This window comes from Rhodococcus sp. NBC_00297, assembly GCF_036173065.1.
Classification (GTDB): Bacteria; Actinomycetota; Actinomycetes; order Mycobacteriales; family Mycobacteriaceae; genus Rhodococcoides.
This window is the reverse complement of sequence record NZ_CP108041.1, coordinates 783,079-807,574: the sequence shown is the minus strand read 5'-3', so window position 1 is coordinate 807,574 and position 24,496 is coordinate 783,079. Positions and strand designations below refer to the sequence as shown.

23 protein-coding genes and 1 pseudogene are annotated in these 24,496 nt (G+C 70.1%); 11 read left to right on the top strand and 13 right to left on the bottom strand.

Annotated elements, in window-relative coordinates; all coding sequences use genetic code 11:
* Together OG947_RS03775 and OG947_RS03770 are read left to right on the top strand one after the other, a co-directional pair.
* Positions 1-951, top strand: a complete 951-nt coding sequence (locus OG947_RS03775; RefSeq protein WP_222638217.1) for a glycosyltransferase family 2 protein — start codon at positions 1-3, stop codon at positions 949-951.
* Entirely contained in the window at positions 948-1,850 is a 903-nt protein-coding gene (locus OG947_RS03770; protein ID WP_328813135.1) for a glycosyltransferase family 2 protein, read from the top strand. The genes OG947_RS03775 and OG947_RS03770 overlap by 4 nt, the downstream gene beginning before the upstream one ends.
* Before the next feature lie 86 nt (positions 1,851-1,936).
* Here the strand turns inward: OG947_RS03770 and OG947_RS03765 are convergent, their stop codons facing one another.
* The 3 genes from OG947_RS03765 to OG947_RS03755 all read right to left on the bottom strand — a co-directional run bounded on the left by OG947_RS03765 (position 1,937) and on the right by OG947_RS03755 (position 4,665).
* Positions 1,937-3,175, bottom strand: a complete 1,239-nt coding sequence (locus tag OG947_RS03765; RefSeq protein WP_328813134.1) for a glycosyltransferase — start codon at positions 3,173-3,175, stop codon at positions 1,937-1,939.
* Between the two features lie 107 nt (positions 3,176-3,282).
* Positions 3,283-4,245, bottom strand: a complete 963-nt coding sequence (locus OG947_RS03760) for a glycosyltransferase (RefSeq protein WP_328813133.1) — start codon at positions 4,243-4,245, stop codon at positions 3,283-3,285.
* A gap of 84 nt (positions 4,246-4,329) precedes the next feature.
* The gene (locus tag OG947_RS03755; RefSeq protein WP_222627801.1) at positions 4,330-4,665 is read right to left on the bottom strand and encodes a DUF3140 domain-containing protein; all 336 of its coding nucleotides are present in this window, start codon (positions 4,663-4,665) and stop codon (positions 4,330-4,332) included.
* 119 nt (positions 4,666-4,784) lie between these two features.
* On the opposite strand from OG947_RS03755, the pseudogene OG947_RS03750 reads away from it, so the two are divergent.
* The 5 genes and pseudogenes from OG947_RS03750 to OG947_RS03730 all read left to right on the top strand — a co-directional run bounded on the left by OG947_RS03750 (position 4,785) and on the right by OG947_RS03730 (position 10,452).
* A pseudogene (locus OG947_RS03750) lies at positions 4,785-5,883 on the top strand (Rv2629 family ribosome hibernation factor).
* Positions 5,884-5,940: 57 nt separating this feature from the next.
* Positions 5,941-6,738, top strand: a complete 798-nt coding sequence (locus OG947_RS03745) for a PIG-L family deacetylase (protein WP_328813132.1) — start codon at positions 5,941-5,943, stop codon at positions 6,736-6,738.
* Between the two features lie 50 nt (positions 6,739-6,788).
* Positions 6,789-7,346 carry a 2Fe-2S iron-sulfur cluster-binding protein gene (locus OG947_RS03740; RefSeq protein WP_328810094.1) on the top strand — a complete coding sequence of 186 codons (558 nt, stop codon included), beginning with the start codon at positions 6,789-6,791 and terminating at the stop codon, positions 7,344-7,346.
* On the top strand, positions 7,343-8,362 hold the full coding sequence (locus OG947_RS03735; protein ID WP_222638210.1) for an FAD binding domain-containing protein: 1,020 nt from the start codon (positions 7,343-7,345) through the stop codon (positions 8,360-8,362). The genes OG947_RS03740 and OG947_RS03735 overlap by 4 nt, the downstream gene beginning before the upstream one ends.
* Complete coding sequence (locus OG947_RS03730) at positions 8,359-10,452, top strand: xanthine dehydrogenase family protein molybdopterin-binding subunit (protein ID WP_328813131.1); 2,094 nt, start codon at positions 8,359-8,361, stop codon at positions 10,450-10,452. The genes OG947_RS03735 and OG947_RS03730 overlap by 4 nt, the downstream gene beginning before the upstream one ends.
* Positions 10,453-10,460: 8 nt before the next feature.
* Here the strand turns inward: OG947_RS03730 and OG947_RS03725 are convergent, their stop codons facing one another.
* Positions 10,461-10,940 carry an SRPBCC family protein gene (locus tag OG947_RS03725; protein ID WP_285188370.1) on the bottom strand — a complete coding sequence of 160 codons (480 nt, stop codon included), beginning with the start codon at positions 10,938-10,940 and terminating at the stop codon, positions 10,461-10,463.
* 173 nt (positions 10,941-11,113) lie between these two features.
* On the opposite strand from OG947_RS03725, the gene OG947_RS03720 reads away from it, so the two are divergent.
* From OG947_RS03720 to OG947_RS03710, 3 genes are read left to right on the top strand one after another with little or no spacing between them, the layout of a single operon-like run.
* Positions 11,114-12,361 (top strand): glycosyltransferase family 4 protein, encoded by a 1,248-nt coding sequence (locus OG947_RS03720; RefSeq protein ID WP_056447340.1) that lies wholly within the window; start codon positions 11,114-11,116, stop codon positions 12,359-12,361.
* Entirely contained in the window at positions 12,355-13,107 is a 753-nt protein-coding gene (locus tag OG947_RS03715) for a class I SAM-dependent methyltransferase (protein WP_285188372.1), read from the top strand. The genes OG947_RS03720 and OG947_RS03715 overlap by 7 nt, the downstream gene beginning before the upstream one ends.
* Positions 13,094-14,191 carry a prenyltransferase gene (locus tag OG947_RS03710; RefSeq protein ID WP_307095117.1) on the top strand — a complete coding sequence of 366 codons (1,098 nt, stop codon included), beginning with the start codon at positions 13,094-13,096 and terminating at the stop codon, positions 14,189-14,191. Before OG947_RS03715 ends, OG947_RS03710 begins: the two co-directional genes overlap by 14 nt.
* Here OG947_RS03710 and OG947_RS03705 read toward each other — a convergent pair.
* Both OG947_RS03705 and OG947_RS03700 read right to left on the bottom strand, forming a co-directional pair.
* Entirely contained in the window at positions 14,167-14,811 is a 645-nt protein-coding gene (locus OG947_RS03705) for a class I SAM-dependent methyltransferase (protein WP_328813962.1), read from the bottom strand. The two genes, OG947_RS03710 and OG947_RS03705, sit on opposite strands and share 25 nt — an antisense overlap.
* Before the next feature lie 23 nt (positions 14,812-14,834).
* The gene (locus OG947_RS03700) at positions 14,835-16,220 is read right to left on the bottom strand and encodes an FAD-binding oxidoreductase (protein ID WP_222646087.1); all 1,386 of its coding nucleotides are present in this window, start codon (positions 16,218-16,220) and stop codon (positions 14,835-14,837) included.
* 138 nt (positions 16,221-16,358) lie between these two features.
* On the opposite strand from OG947_RS03700, the gene OG947_RS03695 reads away from it, so the two are divergent.
* Positions 16,359-17,711, top strand: a complete 1,353-nt coding sequence (locus OG947_RS03695; RefSeq protein WP_222627478.1) for an MFS transporter — start codon at positions 16,359-16,361, stop codon at positions 17,709-17,711.
* Positions 17,712-17,785: 74 nt separating this feature from the next.
* Here the strand turns inward: OG947_RS03695 and OG947_RS03690 are convergent, their stop codons facing one another.
* From OG947_RS03690 to OG947_RS03660, 7 genes are all read right to left on the bottom strand, one after another.
* Positions 17,786-18,793, bottom strand: a complete 1,008-nt coding sequence (locus tag OG947_RS03690) for a substrate-binding domain-containing protein (protein ID WP_027503955.1) — start codon at positions 18,791-18,793, stop codon at positions 17,786-17,788.
* 170 nt (positions 18,794-18,963) lie between these two features.
* Complete coding sequence (locus OG947_RS03685) at positions 18,964-20,373, bottom strand: class I adenylate-forming enzyme family protein (protein ID WP_328813130.1); 1,410 nt, start codon at positions 20,371-20,373, stop codon at positions 18,964-18,966.
* The gene (locus tag OG947_RS03680; protein ID WP_222627477.1) at positions 20,370-20,987 is read right to left on the bottom strand and encodes an energy-coupling factor transporter transmembrane component T family protein; all 618 of its coding nucleotides are present in this window, start codon (positions 20,985-20,987) and stop codon (positions 20,370-20,372) included. Before OG947_RS03680 ends, OG947_RS03685 begins: the two co-directional genes overlap by 4 nt.
* Positions 20,984-21,664: an energy-coupling factor ABC transporter ATP-binding protein gene (locus OG947_RS03675; protein WP_027503952.1), complete on the bottom strand. Its 681-nt coding sequence runs from the start codon at positions 21,662-21,664 to the stop codon at positions 20,984-20,986. The genes OG947_RS03680 and OG947_RS03675 overlap by 4 nt, the downstream gene beginning before the upstream one ends.
* On the bottom strand, positions 21,661-22,791 hold the full coding sequence (locus tag OG947_RS03670; RefSeq protein WP_328813129.1) for a thiolase family protein: 1,131 nt from the start codon (positions 22,789-22,791) through the stop codon (positions 21,661-21,663). Before OG947_RS03670 ends, OG947_RS03675 begins: the two co-directional genes overlap by 4 nt.
* A gap of 1 nt (position 22,792) precedes the next feature.
* Positions 22,793-23,380, bottom strand: a complete 588-nt coding sequence (locus OG947_RS03665; protein ID WP_328813128.1) for a biotin transporter BioY — start codon at positions 23,378-23,380, stop codon at positions 22,793-22,795.
* Between the two features lie 106 nt (positions 23,381-23,486).
* Positions 23,487-24,470: an NAD-dependent epimerase/dehydratase family protein gene (locus tag OG947_RS03660; RefSeq protein ID WP_222627471.1), complete on the bottom strand. Its 984-nt coding sequence runs from the start codon at positions 24,468-24,470 to the stop codon at positions 23,487-23,489.
* Positions 24,471-24,496: the final 26 nt, after the last annotated feature.

Here is a 24,496-nt window from a genome sequence, read left to right as displayed (position 1 = left end):
GTGTCGGGCAGTGAGACGAGCGGTTCCGGGGAGAGGTCGCGCACCACGGTGGTGGTGGCGACACGCAACCGTGCGGACGAACTGGCCACCACGCTGCACCACCTGACGCGGCTGCGGCCGCGACCGCCGGTGATCGTCGTGGACAACGCCTCCTCGGACGGCACCGCGGACGTGGTACGGCGGGCAGCCGAAGAGGGTGCGGACGTGCGCTCGATTCCACTGTCGCGCAACGAGGGTGCCGCGGCACGCAATCGGGGCGTCTGGGCCGCCGAGACCGAGTTCGTCGCCTTCGCGGACGACGACTCGTGGTGGGAGCGTGCGGCGCTGACGACCGCGGAACGAATTTTCGACGTCCATCCGGACATCGCCCTCGTCGCAGCGCGGACGGTGGTCGGCCCCGAGTGTCGGGACGACCCCGTCAACGCGGCCCTGCACGTCAGCCCTCTGGCGTCCGGCAGTGCCGACGTCGACGACCCCGGTCCGCCGGTGCTGGGATTTCTCGCGTGCGCTGCGATCGTGCGGCGCAGAGCCTTCCTGGCCGTCGGCGGCTTCTCTCCGGTCCTGCAGTTCGGCGGTGAGGAGACCCTGCTCGCCTTCGATCTGGTGGCGGCGGGTCATCGGGTGGTGCACGTGTGCGACGTGATCGCACACCACCACCCGTCGACCCGACGCATGGCGACGATCGCCCGACGGAACCTGGAGTCGCGCAATGCAGTTCTCACGGCACTGATGCGCCGACCGGTGGGGGAGTGCGTCCGGTCGGTGACGACGCTGGTGGCGCGCGCACTCGTCGATCCTCGCGTGACGCCGGCTCTCGTGGGCGCGGCGCTCCGTGCCCCGACCGCACTGTGGCACCGACAGACCCTGCCCCCGGACGTCGAGCGGGCCGCTCGCGCTCTCGAGACCACACCGGCGGCGTCCGGGCACCCCGACGAGGAGGTTCGAGCATGACCGAGACAGCCGATCGTGTCACCGTCGTGATGATCACTCACGACCGACGGGACGAGCTTCACCGCACGCTGAAACACATGACGTCGATCTCGGACGCGGCCCCGATCATCCTGGTGGACAACGCCTCCACGGACGGTACGGCGGACATGGTGCGGGAACTGTTCCCCGAGGTACGGCTTCTCGCCCTGTCGGAGAACCTGGGCGGGGTGGCCCGTAACCGTGCGGTGGATCTCGTGACGACGCCGTACGTCGCTTTCTGCGACGACGACACGCGCTGGCAGGAGGGCGCACTGACACTGGGGGCGGTGCGACTCGACGCCTACCCGGCCCTGGCGACGGTCACGGGCCGCTGTCTGGTCGCGCCGTCGCTGGTCGAGGATCCGATCACTCCCGAGTTCCGGGAGAGCCCGATCGTGGGTCCCGCCTGGCTTCCCGGTCCTGCTCTCCTCGGGATCATGGCGGGGCTGACGATGATTCGCGTGTCGGCGTTCCGGAGAGTGGGCGGATTCTGCGAGAAGATGTGGCTCGGCGGCGAGGAGGAACTGTTGGCCCTCGACCTCGCCGCGGCCGGCTGGTGGATGGTCTGGGAGGAGGGCATGGTCATCGAGCACGAACCGTCGGTGAGCCGCGACTCCACCCGCCGTCGTCAGCTCGGGATCCGGAACACTCTGTGGACGCTGTGGTTACGCCGGCCGGTGCGCAGCGCACTCCGCCGTACCGTCGCGGTGGTGCGGTCCGCCCCACGGGACCGCGCGACGGCGTCGGCGGTGTGGGAGGCGATGCGGTCCGCCGGATGGGTGGCACGCGAGCGGACAGTGGTGCCGCCGTCCGTCGAACGGGGGCTCGTACTCCTCGAGGAGCCGCAGTCGCGGTCGGTGGCGCGGCGCTACGTGGGGTGACAAATTCGTGGGGTGACAAATTCGTGGGGTGACAAATTCGTGGGGTGACAAGGTCGGGGGGTGACGAGATCGGGTTCGACCGGGCTTCACACCCGGTCCAGCTGGTCGTCCCCCGATCCGTCCGCGGTGTTGGCGGCGGCCGGCTCCGGAAGCAGTGACCGGTAGACCCGATCGGTGTCGACGGCGATCTGCTCCCACGAGTACCGCGCACGAGCGCGATCGGCGGCCGACATGCCGTAGCCGGTCCGCCGACCCTCGTCGTTCAGCAGGCGACGGACGGCGTCGGCGACGGCGGCAGGCGTGCGTCGGTGGACGAGAACTCCGGTGACACCGTCGATCACGGTGTCGAGGAAGCCACCGACCGCGGTGGCCACCACCGGGATCCCGCACGCCATCGCTTCGAGCGGCACGATCCCGAACGGCTCGTACGTGGGAGTGCAGACCACGATGTCGGCGGAGCGGAGAAGGTCGGGCATCGTCTCGTGGGAGACCTGTCCGACCAGGCGGACGCGGTCGGCCACACCGTGGGCGACGGCGATCTGCTTCAGGCGTCGAGCCTCGTCGTCGTCCGAGACGTCGCTGCGTTCGCCGCCGGCGATGATGAGGTCGGTGTCCGGGATCGACGCGAGGGCCGCGATCGCCAGGTCGAAACCTTTGCGAGGCACCAGTCGGCCGACGGCGACCAGCCGCCGCCGACGCGCGGGGTCGGGAGAGCTGACCGGCGCCGGCTGGAACTTCTCGAGGTCCACGCCGCACGGCACCACCGACACCCGCCGGCGCAGTATGCCCATCCGGACCAGTTCGGTGACCTCGTCCGAGCACGTCGCGACGACGTGATCGGCTCCGCGTGCGATGAGCCGCTCGATCTTCGGTCGGCTCGGCGGCGACGTGTCGCGGGTGCCCTGGTGCCGACGCTTGACCACACCGAGTGCGTGGAAGGTCACGACCGTGGGAATCGCGAGCGGACGCGCCGCGAGCTGGGTCGCGAGCCCCGACATCCAGAAGTGGGCGTGGACCACGTCGGGTCGGTCTCGCGTCCAGTGCTCGGCCAGGTGCGAGGCGAAGTCGCCCATGTGGGGCAGTAGTTCGTCCTTCGGTACCGGCTCCGGCGGACCTGCGGGAACGTGCACGACGCGGTAGCCGTGATCGACGGTGACCTCGTCGGGGAGGTCGCGGGAGTCGCGCCGGGTGAAGACCGACACCTCGTGGCCGCGGTCGACCAGGGCCGCGGCCAGCGCCGCGACGTGGACGTTCTGGCCCCCCGCGTCGATTCCGCCGAGCGCGGCGAGCGGGCTTGCGTGTTCTGACACCATGGCGATGCGCATGAGGAATCCGTCCCTCGGATCGTGCGTTCCGAGACGTCGCTGGTGACTGAACGACGTCCCTCTCGGTCGGTGGAGCGGGTGGAGATGGTCTGGTCGGGTGAGCGGCTTCAGGGGAGGACGGCGGCGAGTGCGCTGTCCCATCGGTCGAGGAAGGTCGGGAGGTCGTGTCGTGCGGAGACGAAGCTGCGTGCCGCCTTGCCGGCGAGCTCGGCTGCGATCGGCTCGTGGACGAGTTCGCTGATTCCGGCGCGGAGGACGTCGACGTCGTTGGAGAGGACGCCGACCTCGGGCGGCACGGTGGCCGCGACCTCGGTCGTCGCCACCGCCACGACGGGCATGCCCAGGTACATCGCCTCGAGCAGTGACAGTCCCAGCGACGTCCATCGTGCGGTGTGCACATAGACGCGGCGTCGAGCGATCTCGCGGTGCAGCTCGTGGCCCTGCACGTCGCCGAGGCCGCGGACGTTCGCGGTCGGCTCGTCCAGTTCGCGGGTTCTCATCCCGAACACGTCGAGCGGTGCGGCGCCGGCCAGCGGGCCGAGGAGGTCGGTTCCCACCACGCGTCCGCGTCGGACCGGGTCGTTGATCATGGTGACGGCTCGGGGCAGCGAGCCCGTGTAGAGCGGACCGGGGTCGGCGATGCCGTGCGGGATCACCGTCGTCGGCGCGACGCCGGTGTCCCACATGAGGCGATTGAACTCGGTCACGTGCACGACAGGGATGTCGCTCCGATCCGCCAGCGGGTGGACGGAGTGCACGGGACTCGGTCGTGGCGCGTTGTGCTCGACGTAGATCGCCGGGACGTCGCGGCCGAGTCGTCGACCCAGAATCGCTTCCGCCAGCTCGAGCTCCTGCGGGCGTTGCAGCACGACGACGTCGACATCCTGCGCGGGCGCACGATCGACCGGTACGTCGAACACGGAATCCGACCAGGGTCGCCCACACCGTCCGCGCCCCCACTCGTCACCGGTGTCGTTCACCGGGAGCAGGTACCGGTGTCGACCCGCGACGAAGGCGGACGTCCACGATCCGTGCACGTGCCACAGCAACACCGAACAGGACTGGGACATACCGCTCGGATAACCCGGATCGAAGGAAAAAAACATCCGGACGGCGTTCAGCTCCGAACGCTTATCCCACATCTCACGCCGAGGTCACTTCATCGGATCGTTTCCCCAGTTCATCAGCGAGTAGCGCCACCGCGAGTGCTCCACGTCCTTCGAGGGGCCCTGGGCGCGATGTCGGTGCACGTATCCGACGACCTTGCGCATCGCGGCGACGTCGTCGTCCGTGAGATCGGATTTCTTCGTGTCCAGGATCGAGGTGATGCGCCGCCCCATCTCGTGCCCCGTCGACTCACCGTCCTTCGAGTCACCGACGGAGCGGGACTCGTCGGTCGTCAGCCAGTCCTCGAGCTCCTTCCTGGTCATGTTGACCGCGTCCTTCCAGTCGTCCCACACGTCGTCCACCGTCTCGTTCTTCTCCGTCATGACGCATCGCGTTCCCCGGAAGCGAGGGCGGCAATCCCGGTCGTTTGACGTCCGTCCTGACGGGCAGACCTCCGGACGAGACGACCGAACACCCGTCGGACACACCGTGGGAGGAACCGATGCATCCGAACTCACTCCGTGCGTTGACCGAGTCCACCGGACCTTTCGTGTCCGTGTACTTCGAGGATTCGCACGACACCGAGGACGCGCGAACGCGCCTCGAGCTCAGCTGGCGCGGGATCGAGGAGGAGTTGCGGGAGCGGTCCGCACCGGACGAGGCCGTGGAGGCCCTCCGGTCCGCGGTGCTGGACGCACCGCCCGCCGTCGGTCGCAGTGGGCGCGCTCTCATCGCTGCCGGGGCGACGGTGCTCGTCGACGAGCGCCTCCTCGGCCCGCCCGTCCGGACGGAGGTGCGGGTGTCGGAGTTGCCCTACCTCGTTCCCCTCGTCGACCACGGCCCCGTGGACCTGACCTACCTGGTGGCGTGGGTCGATCACGCGGGAGCCGACATCACCGTGCACGGACCCGGCGGAGTGCACGAGGAGACCGTCGACGCCGTGTCCGGACCCGTTCACCAGGCAGCCGGGGCGGAGTCCGCCGGCTACGGCACCCCGCAGCGCCGTACGGACGACGCCGCGCGCCGCAACGTGAGCGCCGTGGCCGACCGGGTGACGCACCTGATCGACGAGCGACGGCTCGACGTCGCGTTCGTCGCCGGGGAGGTGCGCTCGCGCAACCGATCTGCGCGGCGCGCTCCCGGAACGCACGGCGGACGTCGTGGTCGAGCTCGACATCGGGGCACGCGGAAGTGGGGACCACGACGAGGAACTGGCGCACGCGATCGAGGAGGAGGTCGAGCGTCGACGACTCGCCGCGATGGACGACGCCGCCCGGAGGTGGTCGGCCGAGACGGGCAGGGGGTCCGGGCTCGCGATCGACGGTCTCGACGACGTCTGCGCAGCGGTGCGCGACGGCAGCCTGGAGACGCTGCTCGTCGGGGATCTCCCGGAGGTCACCGTGGTCGCGGACTCGTCGCCCACCATGATCGCACCGGACCCCGACGCGCTCTCGGTGTTCGGTGTCTCTCCCGCCCGCACGCTGCGGGCCGACGAGGCCGTCCCGTTCGGTGCGCTCCACCTCGACGCCGAGGTGCTGCGCGTCGACGAGCGGATCGATCCCCGCGACGGCATCGCCGCGCTGCGCAGGTACGCGACGTGAGGGGTCGACACCCGACGTGATCGAGCCCGCGCACCGCGCCCGTGCGACCATCTGCCGATGAGTGTGTTGGTGTGCTTCCATGCCCATCCCGACGACGAGGTGTTCGGCACCGGCGGGATCATGCGGTCGGCGGCCGACGCCGGCCACCGAGTGGTGCTGGTGACGGCGACCGACGGTGCGCTCGGTGAGGTGCCCGACGGCCTGTTGACCGAGGGCGAGTCGCTGCACGATCGGCGGCAGCGTGAACTGGAGCGCTCGGCCGAGGTGCTGGGGGCACAGCGCGTGGTCGTGCTGGGATACGCGGACTCGGGGATGGCCGGGACCGAGGGCAACACGAACCCGCACGCCTTCGCCAACGTGGATGTCGAAGAGGCCGCTCGGCGGCTCGCGGACGTTCTCGTCGAGGAGCAGGCCCGTGTCCTGACGGTCTACGACTCGCACGGTGGTTACGGCCATCCCGACCACGTGCAGGTGCACCACGTGGGGGTGCGCGCCGCGGCCATCGCCGAGGTGCCGTTCGTCTACGAGGCGACGATGAACCGTGACCGCATGCGCGAGATGATGACGGCGAACCCCAACTGGGATCCGGGCGAGAACGAGGACGCCTCGCAGCTCGACATCGAGGCGTTCGGCCTGCCCGAGTCGGAACTCACCACCGCGGTGGACGTGTCCGGTGTCCTGGCCGCCAAGCGTGCGGCGATGGTGGTGCACGAGTCGCAGATCGGTGACTTCGGCCCGTTCATCCCCATGTCGGACGAGGATCTCGCGTCCGCGTTCGGCACCGAGTGGTTCCGACGCATCGTGCCCCCGGTCGACGCGTCCGGCGCCGTGCGCGAGACCGCACTGCCTCTGTAAGTCCGGCACCGGGGGCGGTTTGGTGGCGGGAGCGCAGGGTAGCCCGGAGCATGAGCCTCGTCACAGGAGATGTCGGAGTACGCCTCACGGTCAACGGCGAGGAGCACCGGATCGAGTGCGACGTCCGGACGACCCTCCTCGACGCGCTGCGTGAGCGGCTCGGGTTGACCGGGTCCAAGAAGGGGTGCGACCGCGGTCAGTGCGGATCGTGCACGGTGCTGTCCGGTGGTCGGCGCGTGGTCAGCTGCCTGACGCTGGCCGTCGCGGCACAGGACGACGACATCACCACCGTCGAGGGGCTCGCCGACGGCGAGGACCTGCATCCCGTGCAGGCGTCGTTCCTCGCGCACGACGCATTCCAGTGCGGCTACTGCACCCCCGGTCAGATCTGCTCTGCCGTCGCCGTGCTCGACGAGGTGAAGAACGGATGGCCCAGCGCCGTCACCGAGGACCTCGACGGCGTGCCGACGGCCTCGGACGCGGACATCCGAGAACGGATGAGCGGCAACATCTGTCGGTGCGGCGCCTACCCCAACATCGTCGATGCCGTGCGAGAGAACATCGACGGCATATCTGCAACGACGACGGAGACGGGCGCGGACCGGTGAGAACATTCGCGTACGACCGTGCCGCCGACGCGTCGACCATAGCGTCCGCACTCGCCGAGGGGTCCACCCGCGTGCTGGCCGGCGGAACCAACCTCGTGGATCTGATGAAGCTGGGAATCGAGACCCCGGACCGGCTCGTCGACATCACGGGTCTGGCCCTGGCGGACATCGAGTGGAACGACGGCAGTGGCGGCGGGGTGCCGGGTCTTCGTGTCGGGGCCCTGGTCCGCAACAGCGATCTGGCCGCCGACCCCGTCGTGCGTTCGCGGTTTCCCGTCCTGTCGCGCGCCGTGCTCTCGGGTGCGTCCGGTCAACTGCGGAACATGGCGACCACGGGCGGGAACCTGTTCCAGCGCACCCGCTGTCCGTACTTCATGAACGTCGACACAGCGTGCAACAAGCGTGAACCGGGCTCGGGCTGTTCGGCCCTGGACGGCGATCGGCGCAACGCCGCGGTGCTGGGCGCATCGCAGCACTGCATCGCCACCCATCCCTCGGACATGGCCGTGGGCCTCGCGGTGCTCGATCCCACTGTCACCGTCGTCGGCACCGACGGAGTACGCGAGATCCGGTTCGCCGATCTGCATCGGCTTCCCGAGTCCGCACCCGAACGCGATTCGACTCTGCGGCAGGACGAGTGGGTGACGCACCTCGACATACCGCCGCTTCCACCCGGTGCGCGCTCGACCTATCGGAAGGTGCGGGACCGTGCGTCCTACGCCTTCGCGAGGGTGTCCGTCGCCGCCGTCGTGGTCGTGGAGAACGGGGTGTTCACCACGGCGCGCATCGCGCTGGGCGGAGCCGCTCACAAGCCGTGGCGGGCCACGGTCGCCGAGTCCGAGCTGCTCGGGGCGATCCCGTCCCGGAGCGGCGTGATCGCTGCGATGGAGCGCGAGCTCGCCGCGGCACACACGTTCCCCGACAACGACTACAAGTTGTCACTTCTCGCGTCGACGGTGGCCTCCACCGTGATGTCCCTCGCCGACGCGGCCGCGGACGAGGCGGCCACCCGATGACCGTCACGGGAACACCGGTCGAGCGGCTCGAGGGCCGCGACAAGGTCACCGGAGCCGCCCGGTACGCGGCGGAGTACCGGGACGTCGGTGGAGAACCAGCGCACGCGGCGATCGTCGGCGCCGCTGTTCCGGCGGGGCGTGTGCTGGACGTGGATCGTGCCTCGGCGCTGACGCTTCCGGGTGTCCTCGCCGTGCTGTGGCACGGTAACGCTCCGACGCTCGGGTCCGCCGGGGACGGCGAGTTGCAGGTGCTCCAGTCCGATGTCGTCGCCTACCGCGGGCAGATCGTCGCCGTGGTCGTGGCGGAGACGTCGGAGCAGGCGACGTGTGCGGCCTCCGTTCTGGACGTCACGTACGAGAGTCGCCAGTGCGACAACGAATTACGGGAGCATCACCCGGGCATCTACGCACCCGAGCAGGTGAACGCGGGCTTCGACACCGATGTCGTCACCGGGGAACCGGAGCGGCGCTTCGAGGAGTCCGCGGTGCGCGTCGACGTCCGCTACACGACGCCGCCCGAACACAATGCGCCCATGGAGCCGCACGCGTCGATCGCCGCGTGGAGCGAGGACCGGTCGACCCTCACGGTCTGGGACTCTACGCAGGCGCCGTCCGGCGTGGCCGGAGATCTCGCCGAGCTCTTCGGCGTCGACTCGGACGCCGTGCGCGTCATCGCCCGGCACGTGGGCGGCGGCTTCGGATCGAAAGGGAGCACGCGACCGAACGCGGTCGTCGCGGCCATGGCGTCGTCCGTCGTGGGTCGACCGGTCTCGTTTCCGGTTCCACGCCGGTCGACCTTCGACTTCGTCGGCTACCGGACGCCGACGATCCAGCGGGTCCGACTGTCGGCGGACGCGGACGGCTCGATGACGGCGTTGCTGCACGATTCGCTCCAGCAGACCTCCACCGTGATGGAGTTCGTGGAGCAGACGTCCGAGGGCAGTCGCCACGTGTACGACATCGACGACGTCTCGACCACGCATCGCGCGGTCGCGCTGGACGTCGGGACACCGCGCTGGATGCGCGCTCCCGGTGAGGCGCCCGGCATGTTCGCTCTGGAGTGCGCGGTGGACGAACTGGCCCACGCGCTCGGAACGGACCCCGTCGAGTTGCGGCTGCGGAACGAGCCGTCGGTCGATCCCGCGGACGGGCAGACCTACAGCTCACGTACCGTCCGCGCCGTCTTCGAGGAGGGCGCGCGGCGCTTCGGTTGGGCCGGTCGTGACCCGCGGCCCGCGATACGCCGAGAAGGACGCACCCTCGTCGGGACCGGTGTCGCGATGGCGACCTACCCCGCGATGACGTCGCCGAGCACGGCGCGGGCGACCGTCCGTGACGACGGGACGGTCGACGTGTCCGTCGCCGCGTCGGACATCGGTACCGGCGCACGAACGGTGCTCGCCCAGATCGCCGCCGACGCGCTCGAGGTCGCGCTGGACCGGGTCCACATCCACGTCGGGGACAGTGCGCTGCCCACGGCGCCCGGCGCAGGCGGGTCCTCGGGTACCTCGTCGTGGGGCTGGGCGGTGACCAAGGCCTGTCGTGCGCTGCGCGCGGACGGAGACCTCGCACCGGGTGCGACGGCCACCGCGGACACCACCGACGACCTCGAGGAGCGTGCGGCGCTGGCGCGGCAGGCGTTCGGCGCCCATTTCGCCGAGGTGCACGTCGACGTCGACACGGGGGAGGTCCGCGTGACGCGGATGCTGGGCGTCTTCTCCGTGGGCCGTGTGCTGAACCCTCGGTTGGCTCGGTCACAGCTCCTGGGCGGCATGGTGTTCGGTATCGGCATGGCACTCATGGAGGAGGGCATCGTGGATCGACCACACGGCGGCTTCCTCAACGCCGACCTCGCGGAGTACCACGTCCCGGTGGACGCCGACGTCGCCGACATCGAGGCGATCTGGGTCGAGGAGCACGACGACGATCTGAACCCGATGGGCAGCAAGGGGATCGGCGAGATCGGCATCGTGGGGTCGCCTGCTGCCATCGCCAACGCGGTGTTCCACGCGTGCGGTGTCCGGGTGCGAGACCTGCCCATCACTCTCGACACCCTGATCGAGCGGATGGACCCCGCGCTGCGCCTGTGACCACCCGGTCAGCCCAGCAGATCGTCCAGGCGCTCGTAGCCCTCCCGCATGCCCTTCTCCATGCCGCTCGCTGCCATCGAGTCCCGCGCCTCCAGTGTCGGGTACACCGAGTGGCCCTCCAGCCGGCAGCGGTCACCCAGGTCGACGAACGTGAGGAACTCGATGCTCACCACGTCGGGGAAGCCCTCGTACTCGAAGGTCTGCACGGCGAACTCGTTCGTCCGCACCGTGTGGAACATGCCGTGGAACGCGTACTCCGCACCGCCGGGATCACGGTGGACGTAGCGGTACCGGCCACCGCCGCGGAAGTCGTACTCCTCGACCGACATCTCGTAGCCGGCGGGACCGAGCCAGCGGGACACCAGTTCGGGCTCCGCGTGCGCCCGGAAGACCGCGGACACGGGTGCGTCGAACTCGCGCCGGACATCGATGAACGGCAGACCCGCCGGTGAGTGGATGTGCAGCGCCCTGTCGCCGGTTCCGGTCATCGTCGTCTCCTCGATCTCGGGTGGCGGGGAGGTCCAGTGTGAATCAGTGCTGGTCGTCGGTCGTGTGGATTCGAGAAGAACGGAAGGTGGTAGACACATCGGGACATGATCGCCGGTTCCACCGCGGCGAGGGTGTCTGCCATCACACTGCCGCGACAGCTCGGGGGACCCACGTGCGTATCGCTCTGCTGTCCTACCGGAGCAAGCCCCACGTCGGCGGTCAGGGTGTCTACGTCGCGCGTCTGAGTCGAGCGCTGGTGGACGAGGGGCACGAGGTCGAGGTGTTCTCGGGTCAGCCCTATCCCGATCTCGACCCGCGGGTGCGGCTCACGCGAGTACCGAGCCTCGACCTCTATCGAGACGACGATCCGTTCCGCACCCCGCGGCCCTCCGAGATCCGAGACCTGGTCGACGTGTCCGAGGTGCTGACCATGTGGACGGCCGGGTTCCCGGAGCCCCGCACGTTCGGGGCGCGCGCCGCTCGTCTGCTGCGCGCGCGAGCCGACGAGTTCGACGTGGTGCACGACAACCAGTCGCTGAGCTACGGATTGCTGCGCATCCCGTTGCCGCTCGTGGCCACCATTCATCACCCCATCACCCGCGACCGTGCCCTCGACCTCGCGGCGGCGCCGTGGCGACGACGGATCACCGTGCGGCGCTGGTACGGCTTCCTCACCATGCAGCGGCGGGTGGCGCGCCGGATCCCGCGGTTGCTGACCGTGTCCCGCTCGTCCGCGGTGGACATCGTGGACGCGTTCGGGGTCGCTCCGGGTGCGGTGACGGTGGTCCCGCTCGGGGTCGACACCACCGTGTTCACCCCCGGCGCGGCGCCGCGAGTTCCCGGCCGCATCGTCGCCGTCGCGAGTGCCGACGTCGCCCTCAAGGGTGTGCGGCACCTTCTCGAGGCGGTCGCGAAGATGCGCACCGAGCGGGATGTCGAACTCGAACTGGTGTCGAAGGTGGACCCCGCAGGGCCGACCCGGACGTTGATCGATGATCTCGGTATCGACGACATCGTGCGGACGCGAAGCGGTCTCGACGACGCCGAACTGGCGCGCGTGCTGGCGTCGGCCGACGTGGCCTGCGTGCCGTCGCTGTACGAGGGCTTCTCGCTCCCGACCATCGAGGCCATGGCCTGCGCGACCCCCCTCGTGGTGAGCCGCACCGGGGCGATCCCCGAGGTCGTGGGGCCCGACGGGCTCTGCGCCGATCTGGTGCCTCCCGGTGACAGCGACGCCCTGGCGCGGGCCCTGATGCGCGCGCTGGACGACGAGCCCCGCCGACGCGCCATGGGCGAGCGCGGGCGGGAACGGGCCACGCAGACCTACGGCTGGCCGGCGGTGGCCGCCGCGACCGTCGCGGAGTACGAGAAGGCGATCGCCGATCGCCGTGGACGAGGGAATCGAGAGACGACATGCTGACGATGGACTTCGACCGGCTCGGCTTCGGTGCGGGCGATCGCGTCATCGACATCGGGTGCGGCCAGGGGCGCCACTCCTACGAGTTGTACCGCCGCGGGGCCCATGTCACCGCCTTCGACCAGAACGCGGACGAACTCGACGAGGTCAAGGTCATGTTCGGCGCGATGGCCGAGGAGAAGCAGGTACCGGAGTCCGCCACGGCGGAGACGGTCGTCGGCGACGCGTTGTCCCTGCCGTTCCCGGACGAGTGGTTCGACGGGGTGATCGTGTCCGAGATGCTCGAGCACGTGCCGGACGACGCGTCGGCCATCGCCGAGATCGCGCGCGTGGTGCGCCCCGGCGGCACGGTGGCGGTGAGTGTCCCGCGCTGGTTGCCCGAGCGGGTCTGCTGGTCCCTCTCCGACGAGTACCACGCGAACGAGGGTGGCCACGTTCGGATCTACCGTGGGAGTGAGTTGGCGGCGTCGCTCACCGCGGCGGGCCTCGAGGTCACGCACACCCACCACGCGCACGCACTGCACGCTCCGTACTGGTGGCTCAAGTGCGCGGTCGGGGTGCGGAACGACGATCACCCGCTGGTGCGCGGCTATCACTCGATGCTGGTGTGGGACATGATGAAGGCCCCGCGCACCACCCGAGTGCTCGAGCAGGTCCTGAATCCCGTCATCGGCAAGTCCGTGGTGATCTACCTGCGCAAGCCGGAGACCGGGATCGGCGGACCGGGGGCCGGACGTGGCGCTCACTGATCACGTGACGCCGTCGGTTCCCGGAATCCTGTCCGCCGAGCAGTGTCTCGCCAGTGCGCGCAGCATCGCCGCCGTCCAGGTCCGGTCCGGGGCGATTCCGTGGTCCGAGGGCGGGCACCTCGACCCGTGGGACCACGTCGAATCGGCCATGGCGCTCAGCGCCGCGGGCCTCGTCGAGGAGGCCGACGCCGCGTACGAGTGGTCGCGGCGCACGCAGCGCAGCGACGGCACCTGGCCGATCCGGCTGCGCGGCGACGTCGTGGAGGACGCCGGCGCCGACACCAACTTCTGCGCGTACATCGCGGTGGGAGTGTGGCACCACTTCCTCGTCACCGGCGACGACAACTTCGCCCTGGCCCTGTGGCCCACCGTGCGCCGCGCCGTCGACTTCGTCCTCGGTCTGCAGACCGACCGCGGCGAGATCGCCTGGGCCGCAGGGCCGAACGGATCGCGTGCCGAGGCCCTGCTCACCGGGAACGCCAGCATCCACCACAGTCTGCGGTGCGCGCTGGCCCTCGCGGCGTACATCGGCGACCCGCAGCCGGACTGGGAGGTCGCCGTCGGCCGGCTGGGTCACGTTCTACGGCATCACCTCTCGGCTTTCACGCCGAAGCCGTCGTACTCCATGGACTGGTACTACCCGATCCTGGGCGGCGCCGTGCGCGGACCGGCGGCCGGGCGGCGCATCGACGACCGGTGGTCGGACTTCGTCGTGGAGGGGCTCGGAATCCGCTGTGTCGACGACCGACCGTGGGTCACCGGTGCCGAAACGTGTGAGCTGGTTCTGACTCTCGACGCGATGGACCGGGTCGACGTGGCGACGGACCTGCTCGGAAGCATGCAGCACCTGCGGGAGGACGACGGGTCGTACTGGACCGGGCTGGTCTACGCGGACGGCAAGCGGTGGCCCGTCGAGAGGACGACGTGGACCACCGGAGCCATGATTCTGGCGGCCGACGCCCTGTCCCGGTCCAGTGCCGGATCCGGCATCTTCCGGGGGGACGATCTGCCCGTCGGGCTCTCCGGTGCGCATCGCAGCTGCGGCTGCGCGGGGGAGTTCTACCCGGCGAGCGTGCCCGGCTGACCCGAGGTCCGCACCAGCACTCGCAGTGAGCCGACCACGCGGTTCTCGGTGAACATGCCGCTGTCGAGGGCGCGCCGGTAGATGCGGTACGGGGCCTGCCCGCCGTCCGCCGGATCCGGGAACACGTCGTGGATGAGCAGGGCGCCTCCGACCGCGACCCACGGCGCCCACCCCTGGAAATCGACCGTGGCCGCCTCGTCGGTGTGGCCGCCGTCGATGAACAGCACGTCGACGGGATGCTTCCACAGCGCGGCGACGTCGCCGGAACGGCCGACGACGGCGACGACGACGTCCTCGAGGCCCGCCCCCGCCAGGGTGCGGCGGAATCGTCCGAGAGTGTCCAGCGCACCGGTGGCCGGGTCGACGAGCGTGGTGTCGTGGTACTCCCAGCCGACCTGGTGCTCCTCGGATCCGTGGTGGTGGTCGACGGTGACCACACGGCCGCCCGTGGCGCGCGCCGCGGCGCAGAGGTACACGGTCGACTTGCCGCAGTAGGTGCCGATCTCCACCACCACGCCGTCGCCCAGGAACTCGGCGGTGGCATCGAAGAGCGCGAGTCCCTCGTCGGCGGGCATGAATCCTGTTGCCGCCTCGGCGAACTCGCGCAGGTCGTCGGGCATGACGGGACGTGCGGGGGTGTCGGTCACACGGGCGAGCCTAGCTGGTCGAACACCTTGCCCGGGTTGAGGATGCCCTGCGGATCGAGTGCGTCCTTGACCGCGCGGTGCATCGCGAGGACCACCGGATCGAGTTCCTGGACGAGTCCGTGCATCTTGAGCAGGCCGACGCCGTGCTCGCCGGTGACCGTGCCGCCGAGGGCGAGTGCGGCGTCGATGATCTCGGCGAACGCCGCCTGCGAGCGTGCTCGGGCGGCGTCGTCGCCCGGGGGAGTGATGAGCAGTGGGTGCAGGTTGCCGTCGCCGGCGTGGGCGATGTTGGCGATGACGACGTCGTGGGCGATGCCGATCTTCTCGATCCGCGACAGCATCTCCGGCACATGGCGTTTGGGGACGCACACGTCCTCGGTGAGCACCGGGCCCAGTCGTTCCATGGCCGGGTAGGCCAGGCGCCGCGCCGCGAAGAGCGCGTCCGCCTCCTCCTGATCGGTGGACACCGCCGACCAGGTGGCGCCGCCCTCGTCGAAGCAGGCGAGCATTTTCTCCGCCTCCTGGTCACCGATCTGCCCGGGGGTGTCCACGCGGCCGAGCAGCACCACTTCGGCGTCGACGGACAGTCCCATGTTCTTCCACGCGTCCACCGCGAGGAGGCACTGCTTGTCCACCAGTTCCAGAGCGCAGGGGGTGAGCCCGGCGGCGGCGACGGCGGCGACCGCTCGGCCCGCGTCGACGATCGAGTCGAAGTAGCCGGCGACGGTCCGTTGCGGGTCCTGGAGGGGGCGCAGTTTGACGGTGATCTCGGTGATGACGCCGAGTGTTCCTTCCGAGCCGACCATCAGTCCGGCGAGGTCGTACCCCGCGACGCCCTTCGCGGTGCGTCGGCCGAGTCGGACCTTCTCACCGGTGCCCGTGACCACCTCCATGCCCATGACGTAGTCGCGGGTCACGCCGTACTTCACGCAGCACAGGCCGCCGGCGTTGGTGGCGACGTTGCCGCCGATGGTCGACCACGGCGAACTCGCCGGATCCGGTGGGTACCAGAGGCCGACCTCCGCGACGGCAGCGCGCAGATCGTCGTTGATCACGCCCGGTTGCACGACGGCGTACCGCTCGAGGTGATCGATCTCGGTGATCGCGGTCATGCGGTCGAGCGCGAGGACGATGCACCCCGCGGTGGCGTTCGCGCCGCCGGAGAGCCCTGTCCCGGCGCCGCGCGTCACCACGGCGGTGCCGTGGTCGAGGCACGCCCGTACCGTCGCCTGGACCTCGTCGGCCGTGGCCGGACGCACCACCGCGAGAGGGGTCGCGGACGGCGCCCACTCGGCCTCGTCGTGCTGGTAGGACGCCATGACGTCGGGATCGACCACCACCCGATCGGCGGGGAGTACGGCGAGCAGGGCATCGACGATCATCGGTCGAGCGTAGCGCCGGGCGACCGCCCGCCCGCCGGATCCCGCCCCCCTCTTCGGAGGGTGGTGGGAGTGGTTCAGGTCACATACGTTCCTCCCGAGTCCGACGATTCGGACGATCCTCACCTCGGATGGAGAACCATGACCACAGTTTCGCCGGACGACGCGACGGCGCGCGCCACCTCGGCACCACCCGTCGCGGCACCGCCCGCCACGAGCGTCCGCAAGGTGGCCGTCGCCAGCGGCATCGGAACGACCATCGAGTTCTACGACTTCTTCATCTACGGCACCGCGGCCGCGCTGGTCTTCCCGACGGTGTTCTTCCCGGCACTGGGATCGACGGCCGGCACCGTCGCCTCGTTCGCCACCTTCGCTGTCGCCTTCGTCGCGCGTCCCGCGGGAGCTGTGTTGTTCGGTCACTTCGGCGACCGCATCGGCCGCAAGAAGACGCTGATCTCGACGCTGCTGTTGATGGGTGTCTCCACCTTCGTCATCGGGCTGCTCCCCGGTGCCGCGACCATCGGCGTCGCCGCACCGATCATCCTGGTGGTGCTGCGGTTCGGGCAGGGGTTCGCCGTCGGCGGTGAATGGGCGGGAGCGACGCTGCTGACCGCCGAGTACGCACCGGCGAAGCGGCGCGGCTTCTACGGCATGTTCCCGCAGCTCGGTCCGGCCGCCGCCTTCATCCTCTCCAGCGCGACGTTCCTGGTGACCGGCGCCGTGTTCGGCGACACCAACGACACGTTCCTGAACTACGGGTGGCGGATCCCGTTCCTCTTCAGCGCCGTGCTGGTGCTGATCGGTCTCTACATGCGCCTCGCGATCGAGGAGACGCCGGTGTTCAAGGCCGATCAGGCCGCCGCCGCGACCACGCCGTCCGCTCCCACCCGGCTCCCGGTGCTCGAGGCGTGGCACGTGCAGAAGCGCGAGGTGCTGCTCGCGGCCGGTGCGCTGGCGTCGCTGTTCTCGCTGTTCTACATGGGCACCGCGTATCTCACGAGCTACGGCACGAAGACCCTCGGCTTCGACCGGCCGTTCGTGCTGTGGACCGGCATCGTCGGTGCGGTGATCTTCGGCATCACCATCGCGCTGTCGGCGACGTTCTCGGATCGGGTGGGTCGGCGCCGCGTCATCATGGTGTCCTGCGCGGCGGCCGTTCCCTGGTCGCTCGCCCTGTTCCCGATCCTCGACACGGGATCGAGTACGGCGTACGTGATCGCGATGTGCGTGACCCTGTCCATCTTCGGTATCGCCTACGGCCCCACCGGTGCGCTGCTCCCGGAGCTGTTCCGGACCCGGTTCCGCTACACCGGTGCCGGTCTCGGCTACAACCTGGCGGGCGTGCTCGGCGGTGCGATCCCGCCGCTGCTGGCGGCTCCGTTGACGGCGCAGTTCGGCAGCATCGCCGTGGGCGTCATGCTGGCGCTCCTGTCGGTGCTCAGTCTGATCTGCACGCGAGCACTGGTGGAGACGAAGAACAACGACCTGACCTGACCCCACGACGACGAATCCGGTGCAGAGATCCGCGGTGAACGCGGATCTCTGCACCGGATCTCGTGTGCGTGGAGCTAGCGAGTGCCGCCCTTGGCGTACTCGGCGATCGCGTCGATGTTCGTCGAGTCGATGAAGGCCGGGCCGGTCAGAACGGGCGTGCCGCCACCGATGGTGTTGCCGTTGTTCAGGTACAGCCACAGCGAGTCGACGGCCAGGTAGCCCTGGAGGTACGGCTGCTGATCGACGGCCCACGCGACGTCGCCGCTCTGGATGGCCTCGACGAGTGCGGCGTTGGTGTCGAAGGTGACCACCGTGGCCTCGGAGTTGGCGTTCGCCTTGGACTGCACCGCGGTCAGCGCGATGGGAGCGCCCAAGGCGACGATGTGGTCGATGGTCGGATCCTGCTGCAGCTTGGCCGTGATGGTGGCCTCGACGGACGGCATGTCCTTGCTGTTGACGTTCAGGATCTCGGTGGAACCGCCGGTGAAGCCCTGCGTCACACCCGCGCAACGGGATTCGAGGGCGACCTGGCCCTGCTCCTGGATGATGCAGAGGGTCTTCTTCGCACCCTCGGTGGTCAGACGCGCACCGACGGCCTGGCCGGCGATGGTCTCGTCCTGGCCGAAGTACTGCTGGACGCCCTGGTCCTTCCACGCGTCGTAGCCGGAGTTGAAGGCGACGACCGGGATGCCGGCGGCCGTGGCGGCCTCGACGGCGGGTGCCATGGCGTCGGGCTTGGCCAGTGTGACCGCGATGCCGTCGACGTCGGAGTCGATGGCGCTCTGCACCAGGTTGGCCTGGTTCGGTGCCTCGGGATCGGCCGAGTAGCGCAGCTCGATGTTGTCCTTGGCCGCAGCCGCCTCGGCGCCCTTGCGGATGAGGTCCCAGAACGTGTCACCGGGAACCTCGTGCGTGATCATCGCGATCGTGGCGCGCGGGGTGTCGGCCGTGCCGGCGTTGCCGCCGCCGTCACCGGAGGACTCCGGTGCGCCGCCCGAACTGGAGCAGCCCGCTGCCAGGCTGACGCTCAGTGCCACGCCGAGAGCGACAGCAGTGCCCCGACGGGTGAAATGACGTGTCATTCGGTCTCTTTCTCGAACGCCGACGAGAGAACAACGCGGCGACATACTGGGTACGACTGGAATGGATCGAGCCGGTGACCTGTTCGGTCGCGGCCCGACATATGTGTAATCCACATCACAAGGGAAGTCAATAGTTTGTTCGGACAATACGTCCGCAGCACAGCGAGCCGTCAGGCTCCAGGCCCGGTCGCGATCATTGCCAGGACGGCAGGGCGGTCGAGCTTGCCGCGGGCCGTGCGGGGGAGCGCGGGCACCGTGACCACGCGAGTGGGCATCGCCGGTGCCTCGAGGTGCGCCCGCAGATGACGCCGCAGAGCGGTGCGGTCGACCGGCTCCGAGACCGTGATCGCCGCGACCGGGACGTGCCCCATCCTCGGATCCGGCTCGCCCACACACGCCGCGTCGAGCACGCCGGGAAACCCCCGCAGGGCGGTCTCCACATCGAGTGGCTCCACCTTGAGGCCGCCGCGCACGATGGTGTCGGAACTGCGGCCCGCGAGAAACAGCCACCCGCCGCGGATCTCGCCTCGATCGCCCACGCTCGTCCACCCGTTCACGGGCCCGTCGGACGGTTCCGCGTGATCGGGGTGGGTCAGGTATCCGCCGAACAGCATGTCGCTGTGCACGCTGACGACGCCGTCCACGGTTCTCGTGCGGACTCCCGAGACGAGCCGCCCGGCGGAGCCGTCGGGAACCGGTTCGGTGGAGGAGTCCACGGCCACCAACGACAGTTCCGAGGCGCCGTAGAAGTGCACGAGCCGAGCGCCGGGAACGCGAGCGGACAGGGCGTCGCGACCGGAGCGCGGCCAGAAAGCACCCGAGGACAACACTTCTCGGACCTGCGCCAGCCGGGGTCGGGTGGACACGGCGATGTCGTGTGCGAGGGTGGGCACGGTGTAGACGTGCGTCGGGTCGACGTCTCCCGCGGAGGACCACGACTCGAGGGGCCGTAGGTCCACGGCAGCACCTCGCGTGAGCGCGTGCACCAGTCCGTAGAGGAAGTGGGTGTGGTCCAGGACGCCCGGTGCGGCCACCCGGGAGTGCCGGTCCACGGTGAACTCCTCGTCGGACCGATCGAGCGTGCGCGACCACGATCGCCGCGAGCGGACGAAGAGCTTGGGAGTGCCCGACGTGCCGGAGGTCAACCCCGCCAACAGTTCTCCGGCCTCGTCCGGTGCCGGGAGGGGGACCGCGGGTGCGGCGGCGAGGTCGTCGGGCGAGGTGAGCGTGCCGGTGACGCCGAGTCGACGCAACCGGGTCCGCCCGCGCTCCGTGGCGATCACCGCAGCGGGGCGACCGATCTCGAGAACCGATGCGAGGTGGTCGGGAAGCAGGTGGCGGTGCAGGAGCACGAGCGAGCAACCTGCACGGATCGCGCCGAGAACCGTGACGACGGAACCGAGATCGGACGCCGGGAGGACGGCCACTCGCTTCGCACCGAGCAGGCGTGCGGCGACGCGTCCCGACCGATCCCACATCTCACGATAGGTGAGACTGCCGTCCGCGGCGACGACCGCGAGCGAGTCCGGACGGTCCCGGGCGCGACGACCGATGCGCTCGTCGATCGAGTCCGCGATCACGCGTCATCGTCCCGGTCGTCGTCCACGCCGCGGGCGACGAGACTGTCTCCCAGCGCATCCGCGGTCCGCAGCGCGCGGACCACCACGGGTGTCGCCAGCGCGGTCATCGACCACTGCAGTCCGCGGGCCTTCCGTGCGTCGGAGACCTCGTGCACGATGCCGGTGAGGACGGGGACGAGCCGGATCGTCAGTGCCAGCAGCAGTCCGATGCGGTCGGGGTCGACGCCGAAGCGCCGCAACGGTTCCAGGACCCTGCCGCACACGTCGAGCATCGCGGTCACCCGGGTGGTGAGGGTGACCAGACTCGCCGCGGCCACCGTGACGACGAGAATCCCGCACACGACCACGGCGCGGGCCGGGGTCGTGATGATCACCTGGAACACCGCGATGATCGCGATCATCCAGAAGAGCGGCCGGATCTGCGCGAGTGCGGTCCGCGGGCCGATGCCCCCGATCCCGAAGAGAACGGCGACCACGCCGGCAGCGACCGCGACGTCGACCGGTCGGCGAACGAGGGCGATGACCGCGATGACGCCGACCATGAGCAGCAGAAGCTTCCACCCGGCCGGAAGTCGGTGCAGGAGCGAGTGACCGGGTCGGTAGAGGCCGATCATTCGAGCAGCGCCTCGTACGCGGGCAGGGCGTCGGCGGGCCGTCCGTCGTGGGCGACCCGAGCGTCGTGGATCACGATGACGCGATCGAAGTTCGTCAGGAGATCGAGGTGATGTGTCACCACGACGACCTGCTGCTCGAGAGTGTCGAACACCGCGCCGACCTTGCGGGAGTTGCGGAGATCGAGAAGCGTGGTGGGTTCGTCGGCCACCAGGACCTCGGGTCGGCGGATCAGCACCGCGCCGATCGCCAGCATCTGTTTCTGTCCGCCGGACAACAGGTGCGCGGGATGATCGGCGTGACCGGCCAGCCCGAAACGGTCGAGCATGTCGGCGACGCGGTCCGCCACCTCGTCCTTCGACGCTCCGGTGCGGCGCAGCGAGAACGCCAGATCCTCGGCGACGGTCGGCATCACGATCTGGTTGTCCGGGTCCGTGAACACGAACCCGACCTTCCGTCGCACCTGGCCACCCTTGCGCGCGACGTTCAGACCGTCGACGGTGACGGTGCCGGAACTCGGCGACACCAGACCGTTGATCATGCGGGCCAGGGTCGACTTCCCGGAGCCGTTGGATCCGACGATGCCGACGCGGTGTTCGGTGATCTCGAGATCGATGTCGCGCAGCACGGGCCGATCGCCGTATCCGTGCGAGACGTGATCGAACCGGATCACGCTCATGCTCCGACTCGTTCCACGAGCATGGCGATGCCCTGACCACCGCCGATGGCGCACACCGCAAGACCGAGAGCGGGGGAGTCGGTCGTGGCCATCTGCTCAGCCAACCGGACGAGGAGAATCGCTCCGGAGGCGCCCCACGGGTGTCCGAGCGCGATGGCCCCTCCGTGCGGGCACACGATGTCCGGATCGATGCCCAGCCGGTCGACGGCCGCCAGAGCCACCGAGGCGAAGGCCTCGGTGATCTCGACGATCCCGACGTCGGACAGGTCGACTCCGCAGCGGTCGAGGACGGCGCGGACCGCGGGCACGGGGGACAGTCCGGGGAGCGCGGGATCCGTCCCGGCGACGGCCCAGCCGAGTACCCGCAGGGCAGGGCCGTCGGCCCGGTCCGCGGTCGTCACGGCGAGCACGGCCGCGCCGTCGGAGATGCCGCACGAGTTGCCCGCGGTGGCGGTGCCGTCGGGGGAGAACGCCGGACGCAGCCTGCTCAGACGCGCCGTGGTGAGTCCGCCGCGCACCCGCTCGTCCCGATCGATCCCGGCGACGGTGACGATCTCCGCCGAGAAGTCCGTCTGCGAGGCGAGCCGGTGCGAGCGTTCGGCGTACGCGTCCTGTTGCTCCCGGTCGATGCCGAGCGTGCGGGCGAGATCGTCCGCGGCCGTGCCCATGTCGGGGTCGGGGTGACCGCGCGGGGTGAACGGTGCGCGCGTGTACCGCTGCGGACCCCCGTCGCCGACCGGGGCGTGGAAACGCCACGGCGCCGTGCTCGCCGATTCGACTCCCCCCGCGAGAATCAGGGCGTCGTCACCCGCGCGGACACGGGACGAGGCCAGGGCCACGGCGTCGAGACCCGAGCCGCACTGGCGGTCGACCGTCACGCCGGGAACGTGGTGACCGAGACCGGCCTGCAGCGCGGCGACCCGAGCGAGGTCGCCGCCGGGACCGAGGCAGTTGCCCAGGACGACGTCGTCGATGCGGCCGAGATGGTGCACCCGGCGAGCGACGTCGGCGAGGACGGGTGCCGCGAGGTCGGCGGCCGTCAGGTCGGCGAACGCATGCCCCGCCGTGCCGATCGCCGTCCGCCGTCCCGCCAGCAGGATCGGATCGCGCGGGGACGAGCGCACCATGTCAGGCGGCGGACCCGACGGTCGCGCGACGCCGCGGCGCGACGAGACCGGGGTAGGCGCGGTGCACGCCCTTCGCGACGACGGTCGCGACGACGACCTTGACCGCGTCGCCGGGAACGTAGGCGCCCGTGGACGCGATGGCCGCCCCGAGGCCGAGGTCGGTGCGCAGCAGGAGGCCGAGGACGCCGAAGACGTAGATGACGGCGATGCCGCCCACGGCGTTGACGAGCAGACCGGCCCACAGCGGGTAGGACGGGACGATCAGCCGCGTGAGCGCGCCGATGACGAAGGCGCCCACGACCCATCCGACGAGGTACCCGACGCTGGGGGCCGCGAAGACGCCGAGACCGCCGCGTCCGCCGGCGAGCAACGGCAGGCCGATCGCGACGAGTGCGAGCAGGACCAGTACCGCGGCCGCACCCTTGCGGGCGCCGAGAACCGCGCCCGCGGCGATGACGCCGAGGGTCTGCAGGGTGATGGGCACACCGCTGATGCCGACCGTGATGGAGCCGGGAAGGCCGAGTGCCGCGATCAGTGCCGCGAAGACGGCGACCTGAGCGAGGTCACGAGCCGAGAAACGAGGGGACACGGTCGGGACTCCTGTGCGTGGCGTGAGCGAGAACCACTTGAACGGTGTTCAAGTGCGCGGAGTCACGCTAGTGGGGTGCTCGTACCCGGTGCAACTCCCCGTCGTGTCACAGCGACGCGACGAGGGCGTTCAGGGTGGCGGAGCTACTGTGCGCGGGGTGCCACCCGAGGTCGCGCTTGGCCTTCGAGGTGTCCATGACGACGGACGTCCGTCCCACGTGCACCCACTCCACCATCGACGGGACGAACGGGAGGGTGCGGATCACCGCCGACGCCGCAGACCCGAGGAGGGACGGCACCCGCACCGGGAAGGCGCCCAGCGCGGCCGCCACCTGCGACAGGGACACCACCCCGTCGCCCGCGATGTTGTACGGGCCGGGAGGTGCGTCCGTGGTCGCGGCGAGCGCGATGGCCGTCGCCACGTCGTCGTGGTGCACCAGTTGCAGCGGGTGTCCCGGGTCGGGGAACACCGGACGCACCGCGCCGACCACGGCCCCCAGTGGTGCGGGGAGTTGGGCCGCGATCGAGCGCCACGGCATGGAGTCGGCCAGGGCGGGCGCTTTCGGGCCGGCGACGATGCACGGCCGCAGGACGTACACCTCGAGGTCCGATCCCGCGGTGACCTCGTCGAGGACCTCCTCGAGTTCGGCCTTCTGCTCGGAGTAGTAGTGCTCCTTCGATCCGCGCGTCGGCGTGTCCTCGGTCAGCGGCACCCGGTTGTCCGAGTGATAGCCGTACGCGGCGACGGACGAGGTGTAGACGAGCCGTGTCGGCCGCGCGGCGGCCACCGTCGCCTCGAAGACGGTGCGAGTCCCGGCCAGGTTGATCCGTGAACTCTCGGCACGCGATCCCATGATGAGGAAGGCGAGGTGCACCACGACATCCGCCTCGGCGACGAAGGCGTCCACCGCCTCACGATCGAGTATGTCGCCCTGCCGGTACTCCGTCTTGGTCCAGCCGTGCTCGTCCACGTCGAACGGTCGTCGCGCCATGCCGAGGATGCGGTCCACGGCCGGATCGCGCTCGAGCGCGTCCACCGCCGACATGCCGATCTCGCCGGTCGGACCGGTCACTGCCACTGTGAGTCCCATGGGTCGATGATGCCCGCTGACGTCGG